We start from the raw sequence: 26,566 nt of genomic DNA, 5'->3' as shown, positions 1-26,566 counted from the left end.
TGCCTTACCAGGCGTGGCTGAGGTCACCCCATTGGGTCAACCACGTGTGCATCGCGATCCCCGCGGCCACCGACGCGTTGATGCTGCGGGTCGAGCCGAACTGCGCGATCGAGACGATCATCGCGGCGCCCTGTGCGGCCTCGGCCGAGATGCCCGGTCCCTCCTGGCCGAACACCATCAGGCAGTCCCGCGGCAACCGGGTCTCCTCGAGTCGCACGGCGCCCTCGACGTTGTCGACGGCCACGACCGAAAGCCCGGCGCCGGCCGCGAAGTCGAGGAGCTCCACGGTGGTGTCGTGATGCCGCAACCGCTGATAGCGGTCCGTCACCATGGCGCCTCGGCGGTTCCACCGGCGGCGGCCGACGATGTGCACGGTGTCGACGGCGAACGCGTTGGCGGTGCGCACCACGCCGCCGATGTTGGCGTCGCTGCCGAAGTTCTCGATCGCGATGTGCAGTCGATGCCTGCGGGAGTCGATGTCGGCGATGATCGCCTCCCGCGTCCAGTACCGGTAGGCGTCGACGACGTTGCGGGCGTCACCGTCACGCAGGAGCTCCGGGTCGTACCGCGGGTCGTCGGGAAGCGGGGTGCCGCGCTCGTCGGCCCAGGGCCCGACCCCGTTGGTGCCCGTACCCCATTCGGTCGGCCCGGGTGCGGTCACGGGGCGCCCGTCTCGGGCGCGAGATCGTCTGGGCCGGCAGTCCACAGCGCGGCATGGGTTCCGACGACCGAGACCGTCGCGTAGAGCACCGCGGCGTTGATCTCGCCCTGTGTGCACAACGATGCGTCGACGCGGACGGAGTCCAGCGAGGAGTCCGGCAGCAGCAGCACCGAACCCCCGTAGGTCGAGCACGCCGCGCTCAACCCGGGCGGCGGCAGCGTGGGCGCGACCACGACCATCATCGGGCCACCGCGCTGCGCCGAGTCGTCGCGGTAACGCTCCGCGAGGCCGCTGATCTGCAGTCCGAGCAGCATGTATCCATTGCCCTCGAACGCCGTCGGGTCGCCGAGTGCGGCCGGGGTGAGGGGTTCGCCGTCGGCACGCCACGCCTCGGCGCTCGTGGTGCGCAGCACGAGGCCGGTGTCGGCGGGGTTGGTCTCGGGCAGACCGACCGGGAACGCCGCCGGATACGCGACCACCGTGGCGGGGATGCGGTCCCGCGGCGAGTAGACATGGACCCCGCGCACCTGCGATCTGTCCCGGATCGGGCCGAGGCAGACCGTGCCGGACACTCGGTCACCCTGCTGCACCAGAGGGGACAGATCCGAACCCTGTACGCGCTGACAACTGCCGATGCCCGTCGCCTCGATCGGGTGCAGCAGCGCCCCGTAGAGCCCGAACCGGAGGTCCTCCGGCTTGGCGCGGGGGGCGCTCGGATCGGCGGGAGCGGCATCGACGTCGACGAGCACGTAGTCGGCTGCGAACCGCAGGTTGGCCATCAAGACGTTCCATCCGAGGACCGTCTGAGATTCGCCCATCGGAGCGGTCGCGGCGCCGTAGGTCTGCGCGGTGTCGCCGTCGTCGGCCGAGCATCCGGACAGGACCAGCACGACCACCGCGATACCCAGTGCGGACGCCCGCAGTCTGGCCGCGACGCGACCCCGGAATTCCCGTATGGTTTGCACTCGCGACTCCAGCGACTTTCGTGGTCCACAGTCCATCTGCTCCGCAGCGGACTCCCGATGCACTGTAGACGCACCCCGTCCAGAGGTCGGCTGCATGCAGCCCCAGCAAACACCGAGACGGGGGCGGTTCCCGCCTGGCGCACCGCCGGTCCGGTCCCGTCGGGCACCGCGTCAGGCACGACCGGCGACCAGGGCGCCACGGTCGCCGGAAGTGTGAGCCACGCCACCGCTTCGCGTGTGGGACAGTTGTCCCACACGGCGGAACGCAGAGTGTGCCGATCGAAATCTACGCGTTCATGCAGATTTCGCAAATTTTAACGGGGTCTTGAATGGTTGCTCAAACAGCGGCACGGGTCGACATTCGACTGCCGCGATCGATTGCTCGCGTCAATTTTGGGTAACGATATGCAGACGCACCATCTGCGAATACCCCGTATTCACCTCCTGATCAGCGGTAATAGTCCGGCTTATGCCAGGAATCGCGCGATAATTGGGAGTGCTTATTAGCACGTTGGGGGGGCGCGCAAAGAAACCGTCAGCTCGACACAACTTCGTGTGGGGCTGACCCTACGACAGGAAACAAGTGAATCTTCGCCAAGTCGAATTCCCCGCACATGTTCTTCGCCTTGACGGCAGCACTCAATGGTGGGACCCCGACACTGGGTGCACCCTGCTGCTCGCCCGACCTCAAGACGAACCAGAATTATGGGACGAGTACCTCGCCGGCGCCGAGCGCAGCTATCGCAAGCACGGCGTCGAATGCGCACTCGACATCGACGAGATCCGAGATGGTTCCGACACGGTCCTGTTCTTCGTGTCGATCGATGACACCGGCCGGATCGTCTCGGGTGTCCGGGCCAAGGGACCCCTGCGGGGTGCCGACGACTCCCACGCCGTCGTGGAGTGGGACGGTCAGCCAGGACTGGCCGCCGTCCGCAAGATGATCGACGACCGCGCCCCGTTCGGAATCCTCGAGATGAAGACCGCCTGGGTCGCCGATGACCCCGACCGGGCCCGCAGCCTGACGAAGGTCATCGCGCGGTCTGGATTCCATGCCATGGCGATGATGGACATCCAGTTCTGCATGGCCACTGCCGGTGAGTACATCCTCGACCGCTGGCGGTCCTCGGGCGGTGTGGTGGCCTCGCACATCCCGCCGACGCCGTATCCCGACGAGCGGTACAACACCAAGATGATGTGGTGGGACCGCCGCACTTTCACGCAGTACGCCGAACCTGAGCAGCTTGCGAAGATCCTTCGCGAGACCGCGATGCTTCAGCAGGCGACGAACCGCGAGGGAGCCCTGGCATGACCGCGATCCTGCCCCAGCCGGTCACAACGCGCCGCGATCCCGTCGCACGCCGCGACGCATCCGTGGCCGCACCCACCGTGGAGAGGCTGCCCGAGGCTCCGCTGAACCCGCTGCCCTACCGTCAGCGGCTGGCGGCGGTGAAGTCGTATCACACGGGCACCGAACTGCTCCGCGACGCGGGCGGGCCGGTGACCAGAATCGTGTTGGGCCCGCGCTGGCTCATGCCGCCCATCGTGCTGGCGACCTCGCCTGAGGCGATCCGAGACGTGCTCACGGTGCGGGACGGCACCGTCGACAAGATGTCGCCGGTGTTCGCCGAACTGCGTGCGGTCCTCGGCGAGAATCTGGTCGATCTGCCGCACGACCGCTGGCTGCCCCGGCGTCGCACCATCCAGCCGGTGTTCACCAAGGCCCGTATCGGGGCCCTGTGCGGACACGTGACGGCCGCCGCGTCCTCGGTCGGCAGTCAGTGGGAGGACGGCTCGGAGATCGACCTCGGCCAACAGTGCCGCACGCTGACGCTGCGCACACTCGGCAAGTCGGTGTTCGGGCTGGACCTCGACGATCAGGCCGAGCGCATCGAGGAGCCCCTGCAGGTCGCGATGACGCACGCCGTGCGGCGCGCCCTGCGACCGCTGCGCGCTCCGGGCTGGCTGCCGACCCCGGCACGGCGCCGCGCCCGCCGGGCGAGCGCGGAACTGCATCGGTTGGCCGACGACATCCTGCAGGCCTGCCGCGCGGACCCCGAACGGGACGCGCCGCTGGTACAGGCGCTCTTGGCGGCGACCGACCCGGTCACCGGCCGCGGCCTCACCGACCGCGAGATCCGCGACGAGCTGATCATCTTCCTTTTCGCGGGTCATGACACCGTCGCGACCACGATCACGTACGCGCTGTGGCAGCTGGGCCGCCACCTGGCCGTCCAGGACCAGGTGGCCGCCGAGGTCTCGGCGCTGGGCGACCGCGAGCTCACCTCCGCCGACCTGCCCGCCCTCGAGTACACCTCGCAGGTCGTCAAGGAGGCGCTGCGGTTGTGCCCGCCGGCTCCGACCGGAACCCGAACCGCCACGCGCGATCTCGAAGTCGGTGGGTATCGTGTTCCCGCGGGCACCACGCTGGCGTTCGGTCGTATGGCGGTGCAACGGGATCCCGCGCTCTGGGACAACCCACTGGCATTCGACCCCAGCCGGTTCAGCAGCAGCCGATCGGCAGGGCGAGACCGGTGGCAGTACCTGCCCTTCGGCGGCGGAGCGCGCTCGTGCATCGGCGACCATTTCGCGATGATGGAGGCCACACTGGCGTTGGCAACACTTCTTCGGGAGGTCGAAATCGAGTCAACCGACGAGACGTTCCCCCTCGCGGTGCATTTCACCCTGATCGCCGACGGCCCGGTGCGGGCACGCGTGCGGCGGCGCCGATGACGGAGTCCGACGTCGTCCTGTGGCGCCCGATTGTGCTCGATGAGCATGTGGCACAGGACAGTCGACGGCTGGCCGAACTGCGGGCCGACCCATCGGTGGAGTTCGTCGATCGCACCGCGGCACAGCGAGCGGGGCTGGCGGAACTGCGCCCGGCCGTGCCCGCCGAAGTGCTCGACGAACCGATCCGCTGGGTGCACTACCCGTGGCGGCGCACCGTCGTTGCGGTGCTGGGACCACGCGGATTTCGCGCATTGCGGCTCGACCGCAACCGCAACCTGATCACCTCCGCTGAGCAGGACCGGCTGAGCACGCTCACGGTGGCGGTGGCCGGACTGTCCGTCGGGCACGTCATCGCGCACACGCTGGCCGCCCAGGGTCTGTGCGGCGTTCTGCGACTGGCCGATTTCGACGAGATGGAACTGTCCAACCTGAACCGGGTTCCCGCCACCGTGCTGGATCTCGGGGTCAACAAGGCGGTCGTCACGGCCCGACGCATCGCCGAACTCGATCCCTATCTCACGGTCGACGTGCAGCCTCTGGGCGTCACCGCGGCGACCGTCGAAGACTTCCTCGACGGTGCCGACATCGTGGTGGAAGAGTGTGATTCGCTCGACATCAAGGCCGTCGTGCGTGAGGTGGCTCGACGCCGGAGGCTTCCGGTCGTCATGGCGACCAGCGACCGCGGGCTGATCGACATCGAGCGGTTCGACCTCGATCCGCGGCGCCCCATCCTGCACGGGCTGCTGGGCGCCGTCGACTCGGAACTGCTGGCCGGGATGTCGGCCCGCGACAAGATTCCACACATGCTCGGCCACCTCGACGTCCCGCGCGCCTCCGCACGCGCCGCGGCGTCGATGGTCGAGGTCGGCCGCACCCTGACCACCTGGCCCCAGCTGGCCGGGGATGTCGTACTGGGCGCCACCACCATCGCCGAGGCCGTGCGCCGGATCGGTCTGGCCGAACCCCTGCCCTCGGGCCGCACCAGGATCGACGTGGCGGGCGCGCTCGACAACCTCGAGGATCCCCTTGCCACCGTGGAACCCACGCCGGTCGAGGGTGCGCCGACGGGCTCCGGCCCGCCGGAGTCCGAGGTCGCCGTCCTGATCGCCGAGGCCGCCAATCTGGCGCCGTCGGGAGGCAACGCCCAGCCGTGGCACATTGCGGTGCGCCCGGATTCGGTCACCGTGCGGCTCGCGCCGGAATACGCCTCGAGCATCAACGTGGACTCACGCGGCAGCGCGGTCGCGGTGGGCGCGGCGATGTTCAACGCGCGCGTCGCCGCTGCGGCGCATCACGTGCTGGGTCCGGTCACCTGGGGACGGGACGACGGCAGCCCACTGACCGCGACCCTGCGGTTGGGCGCCGAGACCGACCCCGCGTTGGCGGCGCTGTACGAGACGATGCTCGGCCGAGAGACCAACCGGCACCGCGGATCCGGCAGACCGCTCGACGAGGACACCGGCGCGGCCCTGGAGCGTGCCGCCGCCGGCGAGGGTGGCCGGCTTCGGCTCGTCACCGCCGACGACGAGACGGCGACGCTCACGGCGATCCTCGCCGCGACCGATCGGATCCGGTACCTGACGCCGGTGCTGCACGAAGAGATGATCGCCGAACTGCGCTGGCCCGGAGACCCGGATCCGCACTCGGGCATCGATGTGCTCACCCTGGGCCTCGATGAGAGCGATCTCGCGGTGCTGGAGGTGCTGCGCAGACCCGACGTGATGCACCACCTTGCGCAGTGGGAGGCCGGATCCGCGCTGGGCGACGACGTCGCCGAGCGGGTGCGGTCCAGTTCGGCCCTGGGCCTGGTGTCGGTCGACGGGCGGACGCTGCTCGACTATGCCCGTGGCGGTGCCGCCACCGAGGCGGTCTGGATCGCGGCGGCCCGCCACGGTCTCGCTGTGCAGCCCATCTCTCCGGTGTTCCTGCACGCACACACCGGCGACGAGCTGCACGCGCTCTCCCCCGCCTTCGGCTCCGATCTCGCGCTGCTGTCGAAGGAGTTCCGTGCGCTCCTCGGCGCCGGTCCCGAGGACGGGCTGGCGCTGCTGCTGCGGTTCTCGCATGCGCCGGCGACCACGCTGCGCAGCAGGCGGCGCAGACTGGCGAGATCTTCTGGGAATCAACACAATGGATGACAGGCACCGAATCGACTCAGGGGGCAACACGCTGTGACGCGAAGTCTCGACCTCGTCGTCACGGCCGTCGCCACTCAGCTGATGGCGGCAGATGCCGCCAACGCGGCCGAGGTCAGCGAGCGCATCCTTGCCGATCTGGTGGCCTACTTCGACGTGGATGTGAGCTTTCTGCGCCACAACGACCACGAGATCCGGGCCTCGATCCTGGTCGCCGAATGGCCGCCGCGGCCCTTTGTTCCCGACCCGGACCCGCTGCAGGTGATCTACTTCGCGGACGCCGACCCGGTGTTCGCGATCTCCGAGAACAGCAAGAAACCGCACGTCTTCCGACCCGAACCGGCCACTGACGAATACCAGCAGACCATCGAGGGGGGAGGCGGCGTCCCGAACAGTTCGATGGCCGCTGCCCCGCTGGTCTCGGGCGACCTCACCACCGGAGTGCTGGGTTTCGTCAAGTTCGGCGACCGCGAATGGCTCGAGGCCGAACTCAACGCCTTGGAGGCCATCGGGTCACTGTTCGCCCAGCTGCAGGCGCGCATCCTGGCCGAGGAGCAGTTGCGCTACCTCGCCGAGCACGACGACCTGACGGGGGTGTACAACAGGCGCGCCCTGGTGGCTCACCTCGAGGAGCGGTTGAGTCCCGACCAGACGGGACCGGTGACCGTGCTGTTCCTCGACCTCGACCGGCTCAAGGCCGTCAACGACTACCTCGGTCACAACGCCGGTGACCGGTTCATCCGGGTGTTCGCCGAGCGACTGCGCGCCAAGACCGCCGACGACTGCCTGATCGCGCGCCTCGGCGGCGACGAGTTCGTCGTGGTCCCCAACACCTCGATGGACACCGCCGACGCCGAAGAGCTGGGCCAGCGTCTGCAGTCCACACTGAGCGAACGCGTGTCGATCGATGGGGAGATGCTCATCCGCACCGTCAGTGTGGGTGTGGCACAGGGACATCCGGGGGTCGATTCGGTGTCGGACGTCCTGCGCAAGGCCGATCAGGCCGTACTCGAGGCCAAGGACGCCGGCGGCAACAAGATCGCGGTGTTCTCCGAGGACCTGTCCATGCGGACAGCCTTCCGCAACGACATCGAACTCCACCTGCAGGGCGTGATTGAAAGTGGCGCCCTTGTCCTGCACTATCTGCCCGAGATCGACGTGCGCACAGGCGATGTGCTGGCCACCGAGGCGTTGGTGCGCTGGCAGCACCCGACCCGGGGACTGCTGTTCCCGGATTCGTTCATCGGGGTGGCCGAATCGATCAACCTGGCGGGCGAACTCGGCCGCTGGGTGATGCGCACGGCGTGCGCGGAGTTCGGTCGCTGGCGCGCGCACGGCGTGGGACTCGATGCGGTGCTACGGGTGAACGTCTCCCCCGTGCAGTTGGTCGCCGACGGGTTCGCCAGCACGGTCGGGGAGATTCTGCGGGAGTTCGACCTCTCGGGTGATTCGGTGTGCCTGGAGATCACCGAGAGCCTCGTGGTGCAGGACATCGAGACCGCGCGCATCACGCTCGCCGCACTCAAGGCCGTCGGAGTGCAGATCGCCATCGACGACTTCGGCACCGGCTACAGCGTGCTGTCGCACCTGAAGTCGCTGCCCGTCGACACCGTCAAGATCGACAAGAGTTTTGTGCGTGATCTCGGTTCCAACGCCGGCGATCTGGCGATCGTCCGGGCCATCATCGCGCTCGCGGAGGCCTTCGGTCTCGGCGTCGTGGCCGAGGGGGTCGAGACCGTGTCCGCGGCGCAGATCCTGGCCGCCCACCGGTGCCACCGAGCGCAGGGTTACCTGCTGTCGCGGCCCCTCGAGGGTGACGCGATGGAGGCGCTGCTGGCGAAGGGCCGCATTGATCTGCCGTTCACGGTGGGCGCCGCTGTCTCGGGTTGATCAGCCGCCGCTGACCAGCAGTTCCAGCCTGGCGAACCGACTGGCCGCCATGGTCACGAACGCCAGCTCCACTGATGCGCCGTCGGGCACACCGGCGCTGGGCCAGGTCAGGTCGGCGCCGTCGTTGAGGGCCAGCACAACTCCGTATCGGGTGCGCACCGTGCGCCGCCCGCCCGGGGTGTTCAGGACGGCGCCGGTGACCCGCCCGTCGTCGAACACCAGCCCCGCCAGGGTGTCCTCAGACGTCGTGGGCGCATCGTCGTCGTGCGCCCGCTCGGTCAGCCAGTCCGCGAACGGCGGCAGGTCCGCTCCGGCGCGGACCTCACAGACCGGCAGCACCTCGGTCACCCGCCCGAACCCGGTGTACCTCGTGGTGATCCGCGGGTCGGCGACCGACGTGGACAACACCCCGCCGGGGGCGGCCATACACTTCGCCGCCCAACTTCGCAACGACGCCCCGACGAATGTCACTGCGCCAGAAGGGTTCTGATCGCCATTGCCGGCCGGACCGTCGACCTGGCGGACCGGCAGCTCCGGCCCCACACCCTCGGGTGAGGGATCTGCGAGGTCATCGGTGACCGAACCCAGGTACTCCGCGGTGTCGGCGTCGACGGTCACGGAGCGCGCCGCCCGGCGCACCCGGAGACCGAGTCGGACGGCCGCCAGTGCCGCCGCGGTCGCCACCGCGGAACCCGCACACACCACGTCGACGACATCGTCCCAGTGCCGGTCGGTGAGTTCGTGAGTCTCGATGAGACCATGACCGCGGTCCACGGGACGCGGCCCGCGCGGCGATCGTGCCCTACGCCTGGGCCTGTCAGCCATCGGCCAGTCCGAGATCAGCCAGACCGAGCACGCTGCGGTAGGGCAGCCCTTCGGCCTCGATGATCTCGGCGGCGCCGGTGGCGCGGTCGACAACGGTCGCCACCCCGACCACCTCGCCGCCACTCTCACGCACCGCGCGGACCGCGGTCAACGGTGACGCACCGGTGGTGCTGGTGTCCTCGACCACGAGTACCCGTTGCCCCGCGACGTCGAAGCCCTCGATGAGGCGTTGCATGCCATGGGCTTTCGCGGACTTGCGGACCACGAACGCGTTGATGGGCCGACCGGGTGCGTGCATGATCGCGGTGGCCACCGGGTCCGCGCCCAGGGTCAGACCGCCCGCGGCCGCGTAATCCCAGTCCGCGGTCAGTTCGCGCATGAGCGAGCCGATCAGGCGTGACGCACGGTGATGCAGCGTCGCGCGTCGCAGGTCGACGTAGTAGTCGGATTCCTTACCCGAGGACAGCACGACTTTTCCGTGAACCACGGACAGTTCGCGCACCAGGGCGGCGAGTTCGGCGCGCTCGGGCGCCGAGAGTTCAGGTGTCAATGTCACAACAGTGCCGGACTAACGCTGGTAGTGGGGGGCCTGCCTGCCGTTGCGCGGCGGCGGCATCCGACGGACCGGTTCTGCGGGCCTGCCCGGCTCGGGCCGACCGGCGGGGGCACCCGCTCGCGCGGGCGTCGACTGCTCGGAGCGTCCGGCGGGTGCGAGCGGACGACCGGGGGCCGCGGCGCGGCGTGGTGCCGCGATGGCCTTCTGCGCGGTCGGCGGCAGCACCCGGAGCAGGTCGTTGAACTGACGGACGGTGCGCAACCCCTCGTCCCACTGCGCGCGGGTGCTCGAGATCGGCATGGCGACCAGCGTCCAGTTCTCCTCGTTCCACATGATCTCCGCGCAGTCCGGCGCGGTGTGGGCGAACGTCACCATCCGACGGTCACAGGCGCGCCGGGCGGCGTCGAGGTTGGTCGAGTACACCATGCGCGGACCGATCGCGCCGAGCAGCCAGATGTCGTTCTCGCGTGGTTCCTTGATGCCTTTGAGGCGCAGGTCCATGACCACGCTGGTGCCGACCTTGCGGTGCAGGGCGATCACGGTGGCGACGTCGTCGAGGTCGAAGACGAAGACCGCCTCACCGCGGATCTGCCCGAGCACGACGTTGCGGGCCGTCACATCGCCGACGGTGGACATCACGCCGCGCGTCCAGCGCTGAACCACCTCGGTGGATTCCGGTTCGTAGTCGAAGCCGTGGGACCTGGCCCAGGACTTGCGACGGCGGCCGAGCCCACGGCGCTTATCGATGTCGACATACAGCAGCACAGCCGCACCCACGAAACAGAGTGCGGACAGCGTGAACCAGAGCGGGACCATTGCGCCTAGCCTATCTGCTGAATGCCGGAAGAGAGAATATCCGCGGGTCACAACCCCGTTAAGAACCCCGCGAGCAGACACAGAATCGCACACCCGACGCCTGATCGGGACGATTCTGTGTCTGCTCGGCGGGTGGATCAGCCCAGGATCAGGCTGTCGCCGTCCGGGCTGACGTTGACCGGAACGGTGTCCCCGTCGTGGACGTCACCCGACAGCAGCATCTTGGCCAGCTGATCGCCGATGGCCTGCTGCACCAGGCGGCGCAGCGGGCGGGCACCGTACACCGGATCGAATCCGCGCTGGGCCAGCCACTGCTTGGCCGGCAACGACACCTCGAGCGTGAGCCGGCGCTGCGCCAACCGCTTCTGCAGCTGGGCCAGCTGGATGTCGACGATCTGGACCAACTCCTCGGGGTTGAGCCCCTCGAAGATGAGCACGTCGTCCAGGCGGTTGATGAACTCGGGCTTGAACGCCGCGCGCACCGCCGCCATCACCTGCTCTTCGGTGCCCCCGGACCCCAGGTTCGAGGTCAGGATCAGGATCGTGTTGCGGAAGTCGACCGTGCGCCCCTGACCATCGGTCAGCCGGCCCTCGTCGAGCACCTGCAACAGCACGTCGAACACATCCGGGTGCGCCTTCTCGACCTCGTCGAACAGCACCACCGTGTACGGCCGGCGCCGCACCGACTCCGTGAGCTGACCGCCCTGGTCGTAGCCGATGTATCCGGGCGGAGCGCCCACCAGGCGGGCCACCGAGTGCTTCTCGCCGTACTCGCTCATGTCGATGCGGGTCATGGCGCGCTCGTCGTCGAACAGGAAGTCCGCCAGGGCCTTGGCCAGCTCGGTCTTGCCGACACCGGTCGGGCCGAGGAACAGGAACGAGCCCGTGGGCCGGTTCGGGTCGGCCACGCCGGCTCGACTGCGCCGCACCGCGTCGCTGACGGCCTCCACGGCCTTCTTCTGCCCGACGACCCGCTTGCCCAGCTCCTCCTCCATGCGCAGGAGCTTGGCCGTCTCACCCTCCATCAGGCGTCCGGCTGGGATGCCGGTCCACGCCGCCACCACATCGGCGACGTCGTCGGGTCCGACCTCCTCCTTGAGCATGACATTCTCGCGGGCCTCGGCGACCGGCAGCGCGGCGTCGAGCTTCTTCTCGGCCTCCGGGATCCGGCCGTAGCGCAGCTCGGCGGCCTTGGCCAGGTCACCGTCGCGTTCGGCACGGTCGGCCTCGCCGCGCAGCGTCTCGAGCTGCTCCTTGAGGTCGCGGACGATGTCGATCGCGTTCTTCTCGTTCTGCCAGCGCGTGGTCAGCTCCGCCAGCTGCTCCTTCTTGTCGGCCAGCTCGGAGCGCAGCTTCTCCAGCCGCTCCTTGGAGGCCTCGTCCTCCTCCTTGGCCAGCGCCATCTCCTCGATCTCGAGGCGCCGCACGACACGTTCGACCTCGTCGATCTCGACGGGCCGCGAGTCGATCTCCATCCGCAGCCGGGACGCGGCCTCGTCGACGAGGTCGATGGCCTTGTCCGGCAGGAAGCGGCTGGTGATGTAGCGGTCGCTCAGAGTCGCGGCGGCCACGAGCGCGGAGTCGGTGATCCGCACACCGTGGTGCACCTCGTAGCGCTCCTTGAGTCCGCGCAGGATGCCGACGGTGTCCTCGACCGAGGGCTCGCCGACCAGCACCTGCTGGAACCGGCGCTCCAGCGCAGCATCCTTCTCGATGTACTTGCGGTACTCGTCGAGCGTGGTGGCGCCCACCAGGCGCAGTTCACCGCGGGCCAGCATGGGCTTGATCATGTTGCCCGCATCCATCGCGCCCTCGCCGGTGGCACCGGCGCCGACGATCGTGTGCAGCTCGTCGATGAACGTGATGACCTGACCGGCGGAGTTCTTGATGTCGTCGAGGACGGCCTTGAGCCGCTCCTCGAACTCACCGCGGTACTTCGCACCGGCCACCATGGAACCGAGGTCCAGGCTGATGACGGTCTTGTCCCGCAGGCTCTCCGGCACGTCCCCGGCCACGATGCGCTGCGCCAGACCTTCGACGATGGCGGTCTTGCCGACGCCGGGTTCGCCGATGAGCACCGGGTTGTTCTTGGTGCGACGGCTCAGCACCTGGATGACGCGACGGATCTCGGTGTCGCGCCCAATCACGGGGTCGAGCTTGCCCTCCCGCGCGCGGGCGGTCAGATCCGTCGAGTACTTCTCCAGCGCCTGGTAGGCGCCCTCGGGATCGGGGCTGGTGACGCGCGCGCTGCCGCGGACCTTGACGAAGGCCTCCCGCAGCGCCTCGGGCGAGGCACCGTGGCCGGTCAGCAGCTTGGCGACCTCCCCGCTGCCGGTGGCCAGGCCGACCAGCAGATGTTCGGTGGAGACGTACTCGTCGTCCATCTCGGTGGCCAGATTGGTCGCGGCGGTGATGGCCGCGATCGCGTCGGGTGCCAACTGCGGGGTGGAGTTGGCGCCGGTGGCGCTGGGCAGCCTGTCGAGCAGACGCTGCCCCTCAGCGCGGATGGTTGCGGGCTCAACCCCGACCGCCTCGAGCAGCGGCGCGGCGATGCCGTCATTCTGGGTCAGCAACGCCATCAGCAGGTGGGCCGGGGTGATCTGCGGGTTACCGGCGGCCGTGGCCGCCTGCAACGCAGAAGTCAACGCCGCCTGGGTCTTCGTGGTCGGGTTGAACGAGTCCACGACACCTCCATTTCTTTCCTACGAAGGAGCCGGTGTGCGGCTCCGTTAAATGCTTGTCCTCTTACTCAACGCCGTCAAGGGTTGAGTCTGTTCCGCTCAACTTTAACTTTTTTTCGCCGAGAGTCCACCTCGCATCGCCGCCGTCGCGTGGTGTCCCCACGCATGCCGTCCGGCGTGCCGTCCCCGGCATGACCAGCGCGACCGGGATAACGTCGGGACATGTCCGACTCCGGCATCGGTGACTTCGAGTTCGAGCGGAAGTTCTTCGTCCGCGACTTTCCCGCCGTGGCAGCATCCGATCCCACCCCCACCCTGATCGCGCAGGCCTACCTGTTCGCGGCCGACGGCTACGCGGTGCGGGTCCGGCTGCAGGGCCCGGCGCCGGCAGAACTGGACGCCGGCCCCGCCGACCTGGTCGAGGCGCTGGGCGACGACGCGATCGGCACCATGACCGCCAAGGGACCCGCCGCGGGCGGCACCCGCTACGAGGCTGAGCGTGAACTCGATCCGCTGGTCGCCGGTCAGATCGTGTCGAGGGCCGATCACGTCGTCCTCAAGATCCGGACCTCGGTGTGGCTGGGCGAGGACGGCTGGGTCATCGACCGCTTCCTGGCCGACAACGCACCCCTGGTGCTCGCGGAGGTGGAGCGCAACTCCCCCGTCGTCGATCTCGCGATCCCGTCGTTCTGCACGACGGAGGTGTCCGAGGATGACAGGTTCCGCAACGAATACCTGGCCCACCATCCGTTCGCCACCTGGGCTGGGCACTACCGCGACGAGCTCGATCGCGTCGGACCGAGGTTCGTGAACAGTCTGGGACAGAACCAGTTCGAGGGCGCCTGAGCACCGGCGCCGGGCCGCGACGGATCGATCCGGCGTTGGTGACACCGCGCTTCGAACATATGATCGAACAATGGGTGCGTCGCCGTATCACGGGCAGCCGCTGCGCGACCCGTTCCGCGTGGTGCGTCCCCCGCTGTCGGTGCTCGTCGACCTGACGGTGCTGTTCCCGCGCGAACCGCACCGAACCGGCCGCTACCACCCCCACGGCCTGCAGATGCACAAGGTGGTCGAGGGCCGGCTCAGCTGCTGGGGGCTGTGCGAGCAGGGCGACTGGTGGGGGCTGGTGACCTATGAGATCGACTACGGAAGCTCCCGCCGGGCCGTCACCCACTGGGTTCCCGCGTGGACCCTGCGCCCGGGACGCTAAGTTCACCCGGTGGCCAACAGCCTTGGTTCGGGACTGACGGAACTGATCCCGCTCGCAGCCGTCATCGCACTGTCCCCTCTGTCGATCATTCCCGCGGTGCTCGTGCTGCACAGTCCGCGGCCCCGCCCCACCGGGTGCGCGTTCCTGGTCGGCTGGGTGGTGGGACTGTCGGCGCTGACCGCGCTGTTCATCGGGATCTCCGGCCTGCTGGGCGGCATGCATGACAAGCCCCCGGCCTGGGCGTCGTTGGCGCGCATCGTGATCGGCGCCGCACTGATCGTGTTCGGCGTGTACCGCTGGCTCACCCGCCACAGCAGGCCGCATCAGATGCCGGGTACCGCACACCTCACCAGCGCACGCCCGGGCAAGGCGCTCGCACTGGGCGCACTGTTGGCCGTGGCCAACCCGAAGGTGCTCTTCATCTGCGCCGCTGCGGGTTTCGCGATCGGAACGGCAGGCCTCGGCAACGCCGTCCCCGCGGCGGCGATCATCTTCGTCGCGGTCTCGGCCTCGACGGTGGCCCTGCCGATCCTGGCCTACACGTTCTCGGGCGAGCGCCTGGACCCGGCCCTGGAGCGACTCAAGGCGTGGATGGAGAAGCACAATTCAGCACTGATGGCCGCTATCCTCGTCGTGATCGGACTCCTGGTGCTGTACAAGGGGATTCACGGCCTGTAAGCCTCGGGCACGCCGAGATCGTCGATGTCCGCGGTAAGGTAGCGCTGCACACTGGGGGCGATCATCCGCACCACATCCTCGCTCGACACCTCCGCCAGCGGGCCCACGCGCATGACGTAGCGCAGCATCGCGGTGCCCACCAGATTGGTCGCGGCGAGCGTCGCCCGCAGGGCGGTGTCGGCCCCGCCACCCAGAGCACCCGTGACCGCCGTCAGGACGTACTCCCGCATGAACCCTCGGAACGCCTCGTGCGCATCGGCATTCGACGTCGCCGACGCAAGCATCGTGGACATGCTGGGCCCCGTCTCCGGGTCGTCCCAGATCTGCAGATAGGTCCGCACGAGGCGCGTGCCGACCTCCGCCGCCGGTCCCTCGCCGATTGCCCTGACCAATTTCTGCGGGTCGAGGATCAGCCGCATCGACTCGCGGAAGAGGCCGTCCTTGGACCCGAACAGGTACAGCACCATCGACGGGTCGACGCCGGCGTCCTCGGCCACCTGACGCAGGGTCGTCTTGGCGTAGCCCTGGTCCGCGAAGCGCCGCCTGGCCGCGCCCAGGACGTCGTCCCGCGACACCGAACCACCTTGGCGCCGACCGCGGCGACGCGACTTATCCGCAGGTGAGGCCATCCGCAACCCTAACATTTCACTGGCCGTTGAAAATATTCAGTGTCGCGACTACGCTCAGGAACATCATTTCAACATCAGATGAATTAATCGGGAGGATCTGATGATCACCCAGACCCCGGAACACCAGGACCACGCCCTGCGGCATGAACCACCCGCGGTCGCCAAGGCCGCCGGCATCGTGGTCGGCCTGACGCTTCTGCTGTCCTTGATCTTCATCGCGTTCGCGCTGCCCGCCGCCAAGTCGAAACCCAACGACGTGACGATCGGCATCGCCGGACCCCCGCCCGCCGTCGCCCAGATCCAGGGCGCGCTGGACCAGAACGCCGCGGGCGGATTCGCCGTCTCGACCTACGCCGACCAGGGCGCCCTGCGCACCGCGATCCGCAACCGGGACGTCTACGGCGGCATCTCGATCGGCCCGCAGGGCCCGACCCTGCTCACGGCCTCCGGGGCGAGCCCGACGATCGCCCAGATGCTGGGGCAGATCGGTGCAGGCATGGCGCAGCGCAGCGGAATGCCGCTGCACACCGAGGATCTCGCGCCCCTGCCCGCCGGTGACCCGCGTGGCGTCGGCCTGGCCGCCGCGGCGCTGCCGCTCGCGCTGGCCGGCCTGCTGCCCGGCATCGTGCTGGTGCTGGCGTTCCGCAACCAGACCTGGCTCCAGATCGGCACGCTGCTGGCGTTCTCCGCGGTGGCGTCCGTGACCATCACGGCCCTGCTGCAGTACGTGTTCGACGCGATCGAATCGAACTTCTGGGGTGTGACGGCCGGCCTGTTCCTCGGCACCACCGCGATTGGCCTGGTCGTGCTGGGCCTGGGCGCACTGTTCGGCCGCATCGGCATCGGCATCGCGGCCGCGGTCGCGCTGCTGCTGGGCAACCCGCTCTCGGGGATCAACAGCGCCCCCGAAATGCTGCCCAGCGGGTGGGGTGCGGTCGGCCAACTGCTGCCGCAGGGCGCCAACGCCACACTTCTGCGCTCCACCGCGTTCTTCAGCGACGTCTTCCCCGACCCCCGGGCCACAACCGCGATCGTGGTCCTCGGGTGCTGGGCCGTCGCGGGTGTTGTGCTCATCGCCGTGGCTGCGCTGAGACGACGGCGCAGCAGCGCCTAAGATCGGGCAGCGTGGGCCTGGAAGACCGTGATGCACTCGCCGTTCTGCGCGACGCTGTCATCAGGCCGGACGCCGAGGAACTGATCGGGCGGTTCTACACCTGCTGGTTCGCCATCGATCCCCCGGTGCGCGACCTGTTCCCGCCCGACATGACCGACCAGCGCAAGGTGTTCCGCCAGGTGCTGGACTGGGTGCTCGGCGAGTTCATCGCCCAGCGCGCCGAAGAGCCCGTCGCGTTCCTCGCCCAACTCGGCCGCGATCACCGCAGATACGGTGTCACGCAAGAGCATTACGAGACCATGGCACACGCGCTGTACGCCACCATGAACAGCGACCTCTACGAGCAGTGGACCGACGAGGTCGACGATGCGGCCCGGCAGGCGATCAATTTCATCGCCGGGGTCATGAGCGGGGCGGCCCAGGCCGAGCCGGGCCGGGGCTGGTGGGAGGGCACGGTCCTCGAGCACCACCGGGTCTCCCGGGACCTGGCCGTCGTCCGCCTCCAACTCGACTCGCCCCTCGACCACCACCCCGGGCAGTACGTGCAGGTCGAGGTGCCCCAGTGCCCGCGGCGATGGCGGTATCTGTCCCCGTCGATCCCGGCCCAGCCCGACGGCCGCATCGAGTTCCACGTTCGAGCGGTGTCCGGGGGCATGGTCAGCAATGCCATCGTCGCCGAGACTGCGCCGGGCGATGTGTGGCGGCTCTCGAGCCCGCATGGCGCCCTTCAGGTCGACCGCGACGACGGCGACATCCTGATGGTGGCGGGCAGCACCGGCCTGGCACCGCTTCGGGCCATCCTCATGGATCTGTCGCGCTACGGCGACAATCCGCGCGTGCACCTGTTCTTCGGCGCGCGCTACCCGTGCGAACTGTACGACCTGCAGACACTGTGGGAGATCGCCGCCAACAACCCGTGGCTGTCGGTCACGCCAGTCTCGGAATTCTCCACCGACCCGCCGTGGGCGGCGGACTATCCGGACCCGACACCGCCACGGGGTCTGCACGTTCGCCAGACCGGGCGGCTGCCCGAGGTGGTGACGCGCTACGGCGGATGGGGTGATCGCCAGATCCTGATCAGCGGCAGCCCGGGCATGATCACCGCGACCACGGCTGCGCTCATCGCCAAAGGTGCGCCGCCGGAACGCATCCAGCACGATCCGACGACCGGCTGAATCGTATGCACGTCGTCACTCTGCAGGATCCGACAGCGGCGGTGACGGCCCAGTTCGTGCCCGACGCGGGCATGATCGGCATCTCGCTGGCCGACGACGGCGACGAACTGCTCGGGCAGCGACGGGGACTCGACGCCTACCTCTCGGCCGGCAAGACCATGGGCCTGCCTCTTCTGTACCCGTGGGCGAACCGGCTCAGTTCGCGCACCTACCGAGTCGGCGACGACACCGTCGAGATCGCTGAGGACGCCGTCGGTGTGCGCACCGATGAGCACGGACTGCCCATCCACGGTCTGCTCGCCGCCCGCCCGGACTGGCGCGTGCGCTCCGAGACCGCGGATCGGCTGGTGGCCGAGTTCGACTTCGCGGCGAGTCCGGACCTGTTGGCCAGCTTCCCGTTTCCGCACACCCTTGAGATCGCCGCGACTCTGCGTGAGCGCACGCTGAGCATCCGGACCGTCGTGACCCCCACAGGCGACCGACCGGTGCCGCTGTGCTTCGGGTTCCACCCCTACCTGCAGCTGCCCGGCACGCCCCGCGCTCAGTGGATCGTGGAGATCCCACCGCTTCGCCACCTCGACGTCGACGACCGAGGCCTGCCCACGGGCGCCACGCGGCGTCAGCCCGCGACGTCAGAATCCCTGTCCGACAGGGTGTTCGACGACGGTTACGACGAGGTCACCGACGGCGCGGTGTTCGCGGTGTCCGGCGGCGGGCGACGGATCACCGTGCGCTTCGACACTGGTTACCCGGCGGCGCAGATCTTCGCCCCAGCCGGCGAGGACGTCATCTGCTTCGAGCCCATGACGGCCCCCACCGACGCGCTGACTCGAGGCGGATACAGAACTGCGCGACCGGGGAAGCCCGCGGGCGCGCAGTTCTCGATAGGGGTTTAGCGGCGGGACTGCCGGGGCTGCCACACCACGACGGCCGTCGACGTCCCCGGCTTGGCCACCTCTCGGCGCTGCGTCGCCCGCAGCGTCTCGATCTCCTCGGCCATCTCGGACAGCCGGGACTTGAGCGCCTCGACCTGGTTGGTCAACTCGATGATCCGTTTGATTCCCGCGAGGTTGACGCCCTCGTCCTGGGACAGGCGCTGCACCTCACGCAGCAGGTCGACGTCACGCTGCGAATAGCGGCGTCCGCCACCGGAACTGCGACTCGGCGACACCAGTCCCAGCCGGTCGTAGGTGCGCAGGGTCTGCGCGTGCATGCCGGCCAACTCTGCCGCGACCGAGATCAGGAACGTCCGTGCCTCATTCCCCTCTGCCTTGTCGCTCATCCGATATCACATCCGATTCCCCGCCCAGCCCGACCGCGGATCGAACCCACTGGCCCGTTCGGCGGCGGCATAGGCCTCCAGCGCCTCGAGCGCCTCGCCTTCGAGATTCGGCGGCACCGCGACCTTGACGGTGACCAGCAGGTCACCGTGGCCGCCGCTGCGTTTGGGCACACCGCGCCCGCGGACCCGGAGGATGCGGCCGTCGGCCGTGCCCTTCGGCACTCGCACGCCCACCTTGCCCTCCAGTGTCGGCACGGAAAGCGTTGTACCCAATGCCAACTCGGAAAAGCTGACGGGCACGGTGACCGTCAAGTCGTCACCGTCACGGCCGAACACCTTGTCGGGCCGGACGTGCACCGTGACGTAGAGGTCGCCCGACGGCGCACCGCGCAGTCCGGCTTCGCCCTGTCCCGCCAGCCGAATCCGCTGGCCGTCCTCGACGCCGGGAGGGATGCGGACGTTGATGGTCCGCGTCCGCGTCGTGACCCCGGTGCCCTTGCACTCATCGCAGGGGTGCTCGATGATCGACCCGCTGCCACGGCATTCCGTACAGGGCTCGGAGAACCCGAACGCACCCTGGTTGCGGTTGACCACACCGGCACCGTTGCAGTTCGCGCAGACCTTCGGGCTGGTGCCGGGCCGGGCACCGCTGCCGTGGCAGTTGGTGCACGGCGCAGGACTGGTGAGCCGCAACGGCATCGCCACGCCCTTGGTGGCCTCGAGGAAGTCGAGTTCGGTCTCGGTCTCCAGGTCGTTGCCGCGGCGCGGACGACTCGGGCGGGGCTGCGCGCCCCGGCCGAACAGTCCACCGAAGAGGTCACCGATGTTGGTGCCGCCGGTCTGTCCCGCGGCGTCGAAGAGGTCGCCGAGATTGAACTCGACGCCGTCGCCGCCGAAACCACCGCCGCCGCCGGGGAAACCGCCGCCGTTGAAGCGCCGGCCGAATCCGCCTCCGGCGAAGAGCCGACGGGTCTCGTCGTACTCCTGGCGCTTGGCGTCGTCGGTCAGGACCTCCTTCGCCTCGGATGCGGCCTTGTACCGCTCCTCGGCCTCAGCGTTGCCCGGGTTCCGGTCCGGGTGGTTGTCGGCGAGAATCTTGCGCGCGGCGCGCTTGATCTCGTCCTTGCTGGCGTCGGAGGTGACGCCCAGCTCCTTGTAGAAGTCCTTCTCAACCCATTCGCGCTGAGCCACCGAACGTCACCTCCTCACCTGTGTTCAACGTGTCCTTCTCATTCCGATTCTGGGGCCTGGGCACCCTCTGTGGCGGCGTTCTCGGCCGTGTCGGCGGGTTCTGATTCCCCGACCGAGTCGACCACGCCGACCATCGCGTGCCGCAGGACCTGTTCACCAAGGCGGTAACCCTGGCGCATAACGGTTCCGATCACCGGGTTCGAACCGTCGCCCTCATGCTGCACAGCCTCATGCAGTGCGGGGTCGAACTCGTCACCCTCGGCACCGAATGCCGACAGCCCCAACCCCTCCAGGGTGGCGATCAGCTTGTCGGCCACCGACTTCAGCGGACCGGTCTCCAGATCACCGTGGCTGCGGGCCCGGTCCAGGTCGTCCAGGACCGGCAGCAGTTGGCTGACGACCCCGGCCTTGGCGCGGTCACCCGCGGCCTGTTCCTGGCGGAGCGAGCGCTTGCGGTAGTTGTCGTACTCCGCCTTGACCCGCTGCAGCGTGCTCTTGAGATCGGCGACCTCGTCGGTGTCGGCCGCGACGACCGCCTCCGCCTCCGGCCCACTGGGGGCCGGGGCGGAGTCGGCGTCGCGAACTTCACCCGTCTCGGGATCGATGCGCCGCTTGTCCGTTACGGTCACCGGCTCCGACGAATCCCGTTCGCTCACTTCTTCTCCTGGTCATCCTCGACAACTTCGGCGTCGACGACGTTGTCGTCGGCCGGGGCGCCCGCGTCCGCGCCGCTCGCGGCCTGCTCGGCCTGAGTTGCCTCGTAGATCGCCTGGCCCAGACCCTGCGATTCGACGCCCAGCTTCTCCATCGCGGCCTTGATGGCCGAGATGTCGGTGCCCTCGAGGGCCGACTTGGCCTCGGCGATCGCGGCGTCGACCTTGGCCAAGGTGTCCTCGGGAACCTTGGAGCCGCCCTCGGCCCCACGCTGCTCGGCGACGAACTTCTCCGTCTGGTAGACCAGCGATTCGGCCTGGTTGCGGACGTCGGCCTCTTCGCGACGCTTGCGGTCCTCCTCGGCGTGCGCCTCGGCGTCCTTGATCATCCGGTCGATCTCCTCCTTGGACAGGCCGGAGCCCTCCTGGATCTTGATCGTGTTCTCCTTGCCGGTGCCCTTGTCCTTGGCCGTGACGTGCACGATGCCGTTGGCGTCGATGTCGAAGGTGACCTCGATCTGGGGCACGCCGCGCGGAGCCGGCGGGATGCCGGTCAGCTCGAAGCTGCCGAGCAGCTTGTTGTGCGCCGCGATCTCGCGCTCACCCTGATAGACCTGGATCTGCACCGACGGCTGGTTGTCGTCCGCCGTGGTGAAGGTCTCCGAACGCTTGGTCGGGATCGTGGTGTTGCGCTCGATGAGCTTGGTCATCACGCCACCCTTGGTCTCGATGCCCAGCGACAGCGGCGTGACATCAAGCAGGAGAACGTCTTTCACCTCACCCTTGAGCACACCGGCCTGCAGCGCGGCGCCCACGGCGACGACCTCATCGGGGTTGACGCCCTTGTTGGGCTCGCGGCCGCCGGTGAGTTCCTTGACCAGATCGGTGACGGCGGGCATACGGGTGGAACCACCCACCAGCACGACGTGGTCGATGTCGCCGACGGCGATGCCGGCGTCCTTGATGACCTGCTGGAACGGCTTGCGCGTGCGATCCAGCAGATCTTGGGTGATCTTCTGGAACTCCGAGCGGGTCAGCTGCTCGTCGAGGAACAGCGGGTTCTTGTCCGCGTCCACGGTGATGTAGGGCAGGTTGATCGAGGTGCTCTGCGAGCTGGACAGCTCGATCTTCGCCTTCTCAGCGGCCTCGCGGAGGCGCTGCATCGCCATCTTGTCCTTGGTCAGGTCGATGCCGCTGGTGCTCTTGAACTTGTCGACCAGCCATTCGACGATCCGGTCGTCCCAGTCGTCGCCGCCGAGGTGGTTGTCACCCGAGGTGGCGCGGACTTCGACGACACCGTCGCCGATCTCGAGCAGCGAGACGTCGAACGTGCCGCCACCGAGGTCGAAGACCAGGATGGTCTGTTCCTTGCTGCCCTTGTCCAGACCGTAGGCCAGCGCGGCCGCGGTCGGCTCGTTGACGATGCGCAGGACGTTGAGGCCGGCGATCTGGCCGGCTTCCTTGGTGGCCTGACGCTGAGCGTCGTTGAAGTACGCGGGAACGGTGATGACCGCGTCGGTGATGTCCTCACCGAGGTAGGCCTCGGCGTCGCGCTTGAGCTTCATCAGCACGCGCGCGCTGATCTCCTGCGCGGTGTAGTTCTTGTCATCGATGTTGATGGACCAGTCAGTGCCCATGTGCCGCTTGACCGACCGGATGGTCCGGTCGACGTTGGTGACGGCCTGGTTCTTGGCGGGCTGGCCGACCAGCACCTCGCCGTTGCGCGCGAACGCGACGACCGACGGCGTGGTCCGGGAGCCCTCGGAGTTGGCGACGACGACCGGATCGCCACCCTCGAGCACTGCGACGACGGAGTTGGTGGTCCCGAGGTCGATTCCGACCGCACGAGCCATAGTTACTGCCTCCTGTATAGCTTCAATAGGATCTGAGTGAACCTCGCTCAAGATTGCTCCCCTGCGGGCCCGGCTGTCAAGCCAGAGTTGAGTGTGATTCGCTCAAGTTTGTCGAATGGTCCAACGGGGTCCTCGCGGAATTTGTTCCCCCAGACCACCTCTCCCATAGTCCACCTATGTGAGATGGGTCACAATCGGAACATGAAACAGGGCCCGACACGGCGATGTCGCCGTGTCGGGCCCCGAAAAACGACGGGTTATTACCCGGCTGCCGCGCCGGCCGGACTGCGCGCCTGGGCATACCGGCGTGGCCGCAGCGCGGTCAGGGCGGCGAACGCCGCGCCGATCAGCAGCCACATCACCGCCTGGTTGACCAGCGTGTAGACGCGGAAGTCCGCCAGGACCGCTGCCGGGAAGCCGTCGAGCACCAGCGCTCCCCCGGGCTCTCGCACCGGTCCGGGCACCTCGTGGAAGCCCGGCAGCAGCGCCATCGTGCACACCATCACCGTGAGATAACCCCCGACCGCGACCCCGGCCGCACGCCAACCGCCCCACCGCCGGGCCCACGCCACGCCCGCGGCGACCGCCAGCGCGGCGGCGACGACCGAGATCGCCAGGATGGTCAGGAACGCCGAACTGCGCGCAGGCACGGTGTCGTCCAGGCCGACGCTGGGCGGGTTGGCCGGATACTTCAGTCCCGGCATCAGGGCGACCGCGACGAACATTCCCGTCGCGAGAAGCAGTGCCAGCGCCGCCGGATCGGGACTGAAGCCGCGGCGCGCCAGTCCGGCGCGCAGAAGCCCGAAGACGATCGCGAACAGCACGCCCATGACCACCGCGAACGCGATGACTCCCGTGGCCGCGCCGAAATTCTCCTGCACCGAACGGGTGAACAGCTCGTGACCGTGCTCGTGGCCCCCGCCCAGATGCGCCTCGGCATGCTCACGCTGCCCCTCGTACTCCACCGCGACCTCGATCAGCGGCGCGATCAGCACCCGGCTGAACGCGAACGACACGGCGCCGGCCACCAGACCGGGCACCAGGTACCGGACCAGGGGATGCGGCTCACTGTTCAGTGGCATGGGAATCCCAGCAGGTGGCGGGCGTCATGGAGGAACTCATGGACGTGGGTGTCGGAGCCGAACACCGACACCGCTCCCTGGTCGAATCCGATGAAGTAGTAGGCGATCAGCGCGAGCATCGTGATCGCCGTCAGCCGGGCGGGGGCGGCCAACGCGGCGGCGCGCACGTTGACGCGGGGGACGGCGACGGCGGAACTGAGGTTGGTCATACTGGGTCCTCCCTAGTGGTCGTGGTCGTGGTCGTGCGCGAGGGCGTGGTCGTTCGCATCGGTGAGCACCGGAGCGGTCAGCAGCTCGTGGCGGTCGACCAGCTGCTCAAGTGCGGCGACCCAGTGGTCGTAGTACTGCCACTGTCCCCGTTCGCTTTCCGGCGTGCCCTCCCACTCGCCGATCGTCGCGATCAGCGCCTGCTGGAACTCGCTCCACTCGTAATGCCGGAACTCCGAGAGCGCGAGCGCCAGGCCGAAGGCCCGGCGCTGCCACTCGTGGTCGAACTGCGGCGCGGCCTGGTCGGTGGTGCAGGTCTCGTGCAGCTTCATGAGGCCGGCCCCGCCACCGCGACGCCGATCATCGACTCGGTGGTCACCAGATCCATCAACATCTCGTCGGTGAAATCCTCGGTGCCGGCGGGCCGTTCGGGGATCACGAACCAGCGCGAGTGTCCGCTGGAGTCCCACACCTTGATCTCGGTGTCCTCCGGCAGCTCGAGACCCACCTCGGCGAGCACCCGGCGCGGTTCACGGGCGGCGCGCGACCGGAACACGGGGTCCTTGTACCAGTAGGGCGGCAGTCCGAGCACCGGCCACGGGAAGCACGAGCACAGCGTGCAGATCACCAGGTTGTGCACCCCCGGCGTATTGGCGACGGCCTGCAGGTGTTCACCCTCGGCGCCCGCCATCCCATCGGGGAAGTCGAGTTCGGCGATGGCCGCGGGGGTGTCGGTGACGACCTTCTCGGCGAACTCCGGGTCAGTCCACGCCTTCACCACGATCTTCTTGCCGTTCAGCGGCGTCATCTCGGTCTCGAAGTACGCCAGCACCTTGTCCACGGTCTGAGGCGTGATGACGCCCTTCTCGATCAGCAGAGACTCCAGTGCGGCAACCTTCTTCGCGCTGACGTCCTCGCGGTCGGGCGGGTAGGCGAATTGGCCGGTCATGACTCCTCCTCAATCGGTTCCAGATAGGCCTCGAACAGTTCGGCGTACAGCGTCAGAGGACCGTGTTCGGCGCGCTGACCCCAGATCTCTGCGGGGTCGAACTCGACGATGTAGATGGGCATGGGATCGCCGATGCCGTCGCCGGTCTCGCAGAAGTAGGCGTAATCGCCTTCGAAGACCCGTTCCACAATGCCGACGCGTCCGCGCAGGTAGCCGGGCAGCCGACTGTGCGCGTCGGCGGGCACGTTGGTGATCCGCACGGTCGAGCCCACCGCGAACTTCGGGTGCGCGACGTCGCGCCGGGGGCTGTCGCCGGAGCGCAGGTAGGCGATCACCTGATCGTCGATCTCGGGCGCTCCGCCGGCGTCATCGGGTGCCGCCTCCGACATCCGCTCGGCGAGCTCCTCCTCCGTCACGTAACCCTTGTCGAGGAAGAACTGGGTGATTCCGCCCAACCACTTCTCGTAGTACCGGAACTTGAAGTAGTCGAACGGATTCATCGCCTCGGCACCGGTGCGCAGGTCCGCCCACGTCCACTCGTCCTTGAACGTCGTCGGCACCTCGTCGATCGGATAGCCGGGCAACGCGGAGCCGAGGTGGCTGGACAGACCCATCATGGCGACGTGGATGCCGAAGATTCGCTTCTCCCAATCCTCAACGAAGACACGCTTTTCCAGCGACAGCGGTTCGGGCAGGCCCTCCAGGCCGCCGAGATAGTGCTGCAGTTTCATCAGGCCGGGCTTCCTTCCGGGGTTTCCGTGGTGACGGGTTTCGAGGTCATCGCGGTCGCCGCGTACTCGGAGAGAATCCCGAACGACGCCCCGAGAATGCAGGCGACCGCGGCGACCAGACCGGGGTGGGAGACGGTCGTGACGGTGACGGTGTTGCCGGTGCCGGCCACCGTCGAGACCGTGGAGGCGAAGCCGACGACGACGGCGGGCGTGGTGGACAACAACGGCACCCACGACGCCTGCACCATCAATGCGCTGCCGACACCGACGGCGATCGCGGTGACCAGCAGGCTGCCGCCCATCAGATGCGCGGCGTACAGGCTCGCCGTCGCGATGAGGACACCGACCAGGTTCGACGACACCGACCGCACCCAGCCGGCAGTGCCGCCGCCGACGAAGAAGAACGACGCCCAGGCCAGGAACACCACCCAGATGGGCACAGTGATGACTTCGGCCGTCAGTGCGACCGCCAGCCCGCCGAGGACGCCGATGCTGAGCGTCAAGGCTGTACGAGAATCCATGGACTCACCTTCTTGGGGAAGAGTTG

27 protein-coding genes are annotated in these 26,566 nt (G+C 68.4%); 10 read left to right on the top strand and 17 right to left on the bottom strand.

The genetic code is table 11. The features are described from left to right. Positions 1-4: 4 nt before the first annotated feature. Together A5727_RS21655 and A5727_RS21650 are read right to left on the bottom strand one after the other, a co-directional pair. Positions 5-661 carry a TrmH family RNA methyltransferase gene (locus A5727_RS21655; RefSeq protein ID WP_068254843.1) on the bottom strand — a complete coding sequence of 219 codons (657 nt, stop codon included), beginning with the start codon at positions 659-661 and terminating at the stop codon, positions 5-7. After that, a complete protein-coding gene (locus tag A5727_RS21650) occupies positions 658-1,584 on the bottom strand; it encodes a hypothetical protein (RefSeq protein WP_068255015.1) in 927 nt (308 codons plus the stop codon). The genes A5727_RS21655 and A5727_RS21650 overlap by 4 nt, the downstream gene beginning before the upstream one ends. A gap of 625 nt (positions 1,585-2,209) precedes the next feature. On the opposite strand from A5727_RS21650, the gene A5727_RS21645 reads away from it, so the two are divergent. The 4 genes from A5727_RS21645 (at position 2,210) to A5727_RS21630 (ending at position 8,384) form a co-directional block, all read left to right on the top strand. Continuing rightward, a complete protein-coding gene (locus tag A5727_RS21645; RefSeq protein ID WP_068254840.1) occupies positions 2,210-2,938 on the top strand; it encodes a hypothetical protein in 729 nt (242 codons plus the stop codon). Then, on the top strand, positions 2,935-4,359 hold the full coding sequence (locus A5727_RS21640; RefSeq protein ID WP_082949951.1) for a cytochrome P450: 1,425 nt from the start codon (positions 2,935-2,937) through the stop codon (positions 4,357-4,359). The genes A5727_RS21645 and A5727_RS21640 overlap by 4 nt, the downstream gene beginning before the upstream one ends. Then, positions 4,356-6,497, top strand: coding sequence for an Rv1355c family protein (locus A5727_RS21635; RefSeq protein ID WP_068254837.1), 2,142 nt, complete (start codon positions 4,356-4,358; stop codon positions 6,495-6,497). Before A5727_RS21640 ends, A5727_RS21635 begins: the two co-directional genes overlap by 4 nt. A gap of 81 nt (positions 6,498-6,578) precedes the next feature. Beyond that, positions 6,579-8,384 carry a bifunctional diguanylate cyclase/phosphodiesterase gene (locus tag A5727_RS21630; RefSeq protein WP_286150232.1) on the top strand — a complete coding sequence of 602 codons (1,806 nt, stop codon included), beginning with the start codon at positions 6,579-6,581 and terminating at the stop codon, positions 8,382-8,384. Here the strand turns inward: A5727_RS21630 and A5727_RS21625 are convergent, their stop codons facing one another. The 4 genes from A5727_RS21625 to clpB form a co-directional block, all read right to left on the bottom strand. After that, positions 8,385-9,158 carry a hypothetical protein gene (locus A5727_RS21625; RefSeq protein WP_068254830.1) on the bottom strand — a complete coding sequence of 258 codons (774 nt, stop codon included), beginning with the start codon at positions 9,156-9,158 and terminating at the stop codon, positions 8,385-8,387. A 43-nt stretch (positions 9,159-9,201) separates the two neighbouring features. Then, the gene (gene pyrE, locus A5727_RS21620) at positions 9,202-9,759 is read right to left on the bottom strand and encodes an orotate phosphoribosyltransferase (RefSeq protein ID WP_157521498.1); all 558 of its coding nucleotides are present in this window, start codon (positions 9,757-9,759) and stop codon (positions 9,202-9,204) included. A gap of 18 nt (positions 9,760-9,777) precedes the next feature. Next, positions 9,778-10,581 carry a trehalose monomycolate transport factor TtfA gene (gene ttfA / locus A5727_RS21615; RefSeq protein ID WP_068254826.1) on the bottom strand — a complete coding sequence of 268 codons (804 nt, stop codon included), beginning with the start codon at positions 10,579-10,581 and terminating at the stop codon, positions 9,778-9,780. 137 nt (positions 10,582-10,718) lie between these two features. Then, entirely contained in the window at positions 10,719-13,265 is a 2,547-nt protein-coding gene (gene clpB, locus A5727_RS21610; protein ID WP_068254825.1) for an ATP-dependent chaperone ClpB, read from the bottom strand. Positions 13,266-13,484: 219 nt separating this feature from the next. On the opposite strand from clpB, the gene A5727_RS21605 reads away from it, so the two are divergent. From A5727_RS21605 to A5727_RS21595, 3 genes are all read left to right on the top strand, one after another. Further along, entirely contained in the window at positions 13,485-14,108 is a 624-nt protein-coding gene (locus tag A5727_RS21605) for a CYTH domain-containing protein (RefSeq protein WP_068254819.1), read from the top strand. Positions 14,109-14,178: 70 nt separating this feature from the next. Next, positions 14,179-14,475, top strand: coding sequence for a hypothetical protein (locus A5727_RS21600; RefSeq protein WP_068254816.1), 297 nt, complete (start codon positions 14,179-14,181; stop codon positions 14,473-14,475). 9 nt (positions 14,476-14,484) lie between these two features. Then, positions 14,485-15,153 carry a GAP family protein gene (locus A5727_RS21595; protein ID WP_068254813.1) on the top strand — a complete coding sequence of 223 codons (669 nt, stop codon included), beginning with the start codon at positions 14,485-14,487 and terminating at the stop codon, positions 15,151-15,153. Here the strand turns inward: A5727_RS21595 and A5727_RS21590 are convergent. Next, positions 15,141-15,782 carry a TetR/AcrR family transcriptional regulator gene (locus A5727_RS21590; protein ID WP_082949950.1) on the bottom strand — a complete coding sequence of 214 codons (642 nt, stop codon included), beginning with the start codon at positions 15,780-15,782 and terminating at the stop codon, positions 15,141-15,143. The two genes, A5727_RS21595 and A5727_RS21590, sit on opposite strands and share 13 nt — an antisense overlap. A gap of 100 nt (positions 15,783-15,882) precedes the next feature. On the opposite strand from A5727_RS21590, the gene A5727_RS21585 reads away from it, so the two are divergent. The 3 genes from A5727_RS21585 to A5727_RS21575 are packed head-to-tail and all read left to right on the top strand — an operon-like array spanning position 15,883 to position 18,967. Next, complete coding sequence (locus A5727_RS21585; protein WP_068254803.1) at positions 15,883-16,896, top strand: hypothetical protein; 1,014 nt, start codon at positions 15,883-15,885, stop codon at positions 16,894-16,896. Between the two features lie 11 nt (positions 16,897-16,907). After that, complete coding sequence (locus tag A5727_RS21580; protein WP_068254802.1) at positions 16,908-18,071, top strand: FAD-binding oxidoreductase; 1,164 nt, start codon at positions 16,908-16,910, stop codon at positions 18,069-18,071. A gap of 5 nt (positions 18,072-18,076) precedes the next feature. Next, positions 18,077-18,967, top strand: a complete 891-nt coding sequence (locus A5727_RS21575) for an aldose 1-epimerase (RefSeq protein ID WP_068254801.1) — start codon at positions 18,077-18,079, stop codon at positions 18,965-18,967. Here A5727_RS21575 and A5727_RS21570 read toward each other — a convergent pair. From A5727_RS21570 to A5727_RS21525, 10 genes are all read right to left on the bottom strand, one after another. After that, entirely contained in the window at positions 18,964-19,353 is a 390-nt protein-coding gene (locus tag A5727_RS21570; protein WP_068254798.1) for a heat shock protein transcriptional repressor HspR, read from the bottom strand. The genes A5727_RS21575 and A5727_RS21570 overlap by 4 nt on opposite strands. A gap of 6 nt (positions 19,354-19,359) precedes the next feature. Next, complete coding sequence (dnaJ, locus tag A5727_RS21565; protein ID WP_068254795.1) at positions 19,360-20,544, bottom strand: molecular chaperone DnaJ; 1,185 nt, start codon at positions 20,542-20,544, stop codon at positions 19,360-19,362. Between the two features lie 38 nt (positions 20,545-20,582). Beyond that, entirely contained in the window at positions 20,583-21,200 is a 618-nt protein-coding gene (gene grpE / locus A5727_RS21560; protein WP_068254792.1) for a nucleotide exchange factor GrpE, read from the bottom strand. Further along, on the bottom strand, positions 21,197-23,050 hold the full coding sequence (gene dnaK, locus A5727_RS21555) for a molecular chaperone DnaK (protein WP_068254789.1): 1,854 nt from the start codon (positions 23,048-23,050) through the stop codon (positions 21,197-21,199). Before dnaK ends, grpE begins: the two co-directional genes overlap by 4 nt. 260 nt (positions 23,051-23,310) lie before the next feature. Beyond that, complete coding sequence (locus A5727_RS21550; protein ID WP_068254785.1) at positions 23,311-24,132, bottom strand: CbtA family protein; 822 nt, start codon at positions 24,130-24,132, stop codon at positions 23,311-23,313. Further along, a complete protein-coding gene (locus tag A5727_RS21545; RefSeq protein WP_068254782.1) occupies positions 24,123-24,341 on the bottom strand; it encodes a CbtB domain-containing protein in 219 nt (72 codons plus the stop codon). Before A5727_RS21545 ends, A5727_RS21550 begins: the two co-directional genes overlap by 10 nt. 12 nt (positions 24,342-24,353) lie before the next feature. Then, a complete protein-coding gene (locus A5727_RS21540) occupies positions 24,354-24,671 on the bottom strand; it encodes a nitrile hydratase accessory protein (RefSeq protein ID WP_068254779.1) in 318 nt (105 codons plus the stop codon). Then, positions 24,668-25,288 (bottom strand): nitrile hydratase subunit alpha, encoded by a 621-nt coding sequence (gene nthA / locus A5727_RS21535; RefSeq protein WP_068254776.1) that lies wholly within the window; start codon positions 25,286-25,288, stop codon positions 24,668-24,670. The genes A5727_RS21540 and nthA overlap by 4 nt, the downstream gene beginning before the upstream one ends. Then, positions 25,285-26,019, bottom strand: a complete 735-nt coding sequence (gene nthB / locus A5727_RS21530; protein WP_068254772.1) for a nitrile hydratase subunit beta — start codon at positions 26,017-26,019, stop codon at positions 25,285-25,287. The genes nthA and nthB overlap by 4 nt, the downstream gene beginning before the upstream one ends. Next, positions 26,019-26,540 carry a DUF1097 domain-containing protein gene (locus A5727_RS21525; protein ID WP_068254769.1) on the bottom strand — a complete coding sequence of 174 codons (522 nt, stop codon included), beginning with the start codon at positions 26,538-26,540 and terminating at the stop codon, positions 26,019-26,021. Before A5727_RS21525 ends, nthB begins: the two co-directional genes overlap by 1 nt. Between the last annotated feature and the right edge of the window lie 26 nt (positions 26,541-26,566).

It is taken from the genome of Mycobacterium sp. ACS4331 (genome assembly GCF_001667265.1).
Classification (GTDB): Bacteria; Actinomycetota; Actinomycetes; order Mycobacteriales; family Mycobacteriaceae; genus Mycobacterium.
The sequence above is the reverse complement of the archived record's forward strand: the minus strand, read 5'-3'. Positions and strand labels throughout refer to the sequence as shown.

Coding starts and splice junctions, on each gene's coding strand:
- A5727_RS21550 (WP_068254785.1), bottom strand. CDS start 24,132: ATGCCACTGAACAGTGAGCCGCATCCCCTGGTCCGGTACCTGGTGCCC.
- nthA (WP_068254776.1), bottom strand. CDS start 25,288: ATGACCGGCCAATTCGCCTACCCGCCCGACCGCGAGGACGTCAGCGCG.
- dnaK (WP_068254789.1), bottom strand. CDS start 23,050: ATGGCTCGTGCGGTCGGAATCGACCTCGGGACCACCAACTCCGTCGTC.
- A5727_RS21545 (WP_068254782.1), bottom strand. CDS start 24,341: ATGACCAACCTCAGTTCCGCCGTCGCCGTCCCCCGCGTCAACGTGCGC.
- A5727_RS21590 (WP_082949950.1), bottom strand. CDS start 15,782: ATGGCCTCACCTGCGGATAAGTCGCGTCGCCGCGGTCGGCGCCAAGGT.
- A5727_RS21640 (WP_082949951.1), top strand. CDS start 2,935: ATGACCGCGATCCTGCCCCAGCCGGTCACAACGCGCCGCGATCCCGTC.
- A5727_RS21540 (WP_068254779.1), bottom strand. CDS start 24,671: ATGAAGCTGCACGAGACCTGCACCACCGACCAGGCCGCGCCGCAGTTC.
- A5727_RS21575 (WP_068254801.1), top strand. CDS start 18,077: ATGCACGTCGTCACTCTGCAGGATCCGACAGCGGCGGTGACGGCCCAG.
- A5727_RS21635 (WP_068254837.1), top strand. CDS start 4,356: ATGACGGAGTCCGACGTCGTCCTGTGGCGCCCGATTGTGCTCGATGAG.
- A5727_RS21525 (WP_068254769.1), bottom strand. CDS start 26,540: ATGGATTCTCGTACAGCCTTGACGCTCAGCATCGGCGTCCTCGGCGGG.
- A5727_RS21630 (WP_286150232.1), top strand. CDS start 6,579: ATGGCGGCAGATGCCGCCAACGCGGCCGAGGTCAGCGAGCGCATCCTT.
- ttfA (WP_068254826.1), bottom strand. CDS start 10,581: ATGGTCCCGCTCTGGTTCACGCTGTCCGCACTCTGTTTCGTGGGTGCG.
- A5727_RS21600 (WP_068254816.1), top strand. CDS start 14,179: ATGGGTGCGTCGCCGTATCACGGGCAGCCGCTGCGCGACCCGTTCCGC.
- A5727_RS21570 (WP_068254798.1), bottom strand. CDS start 19,353: ATGAGCGACAAGGCAGAGGGGAATGAGGCACGGACGTTCCTGATCTCG.
- A5727_RS21585 (WP_068254803.1), top strand. CDS start 15,883: ATGATCACCCAGACCCCGGAACACCAGGACCACGCCCTGCGGCATGAA.
- A5727_RS21605 (WP_068254819.1), top strand. CDS start 13,485: ATGTCCGACTCCGGCATCGGTGACTTCGAGTTCGAGCGGAAGTTCTTC.
- nthB (WP_068254772.1), bottom strand. CDS start 26,019: ATGAAACTGCAGCACTATCTCGGCGGCCTGGAGGGCCTGCCCGAACCG.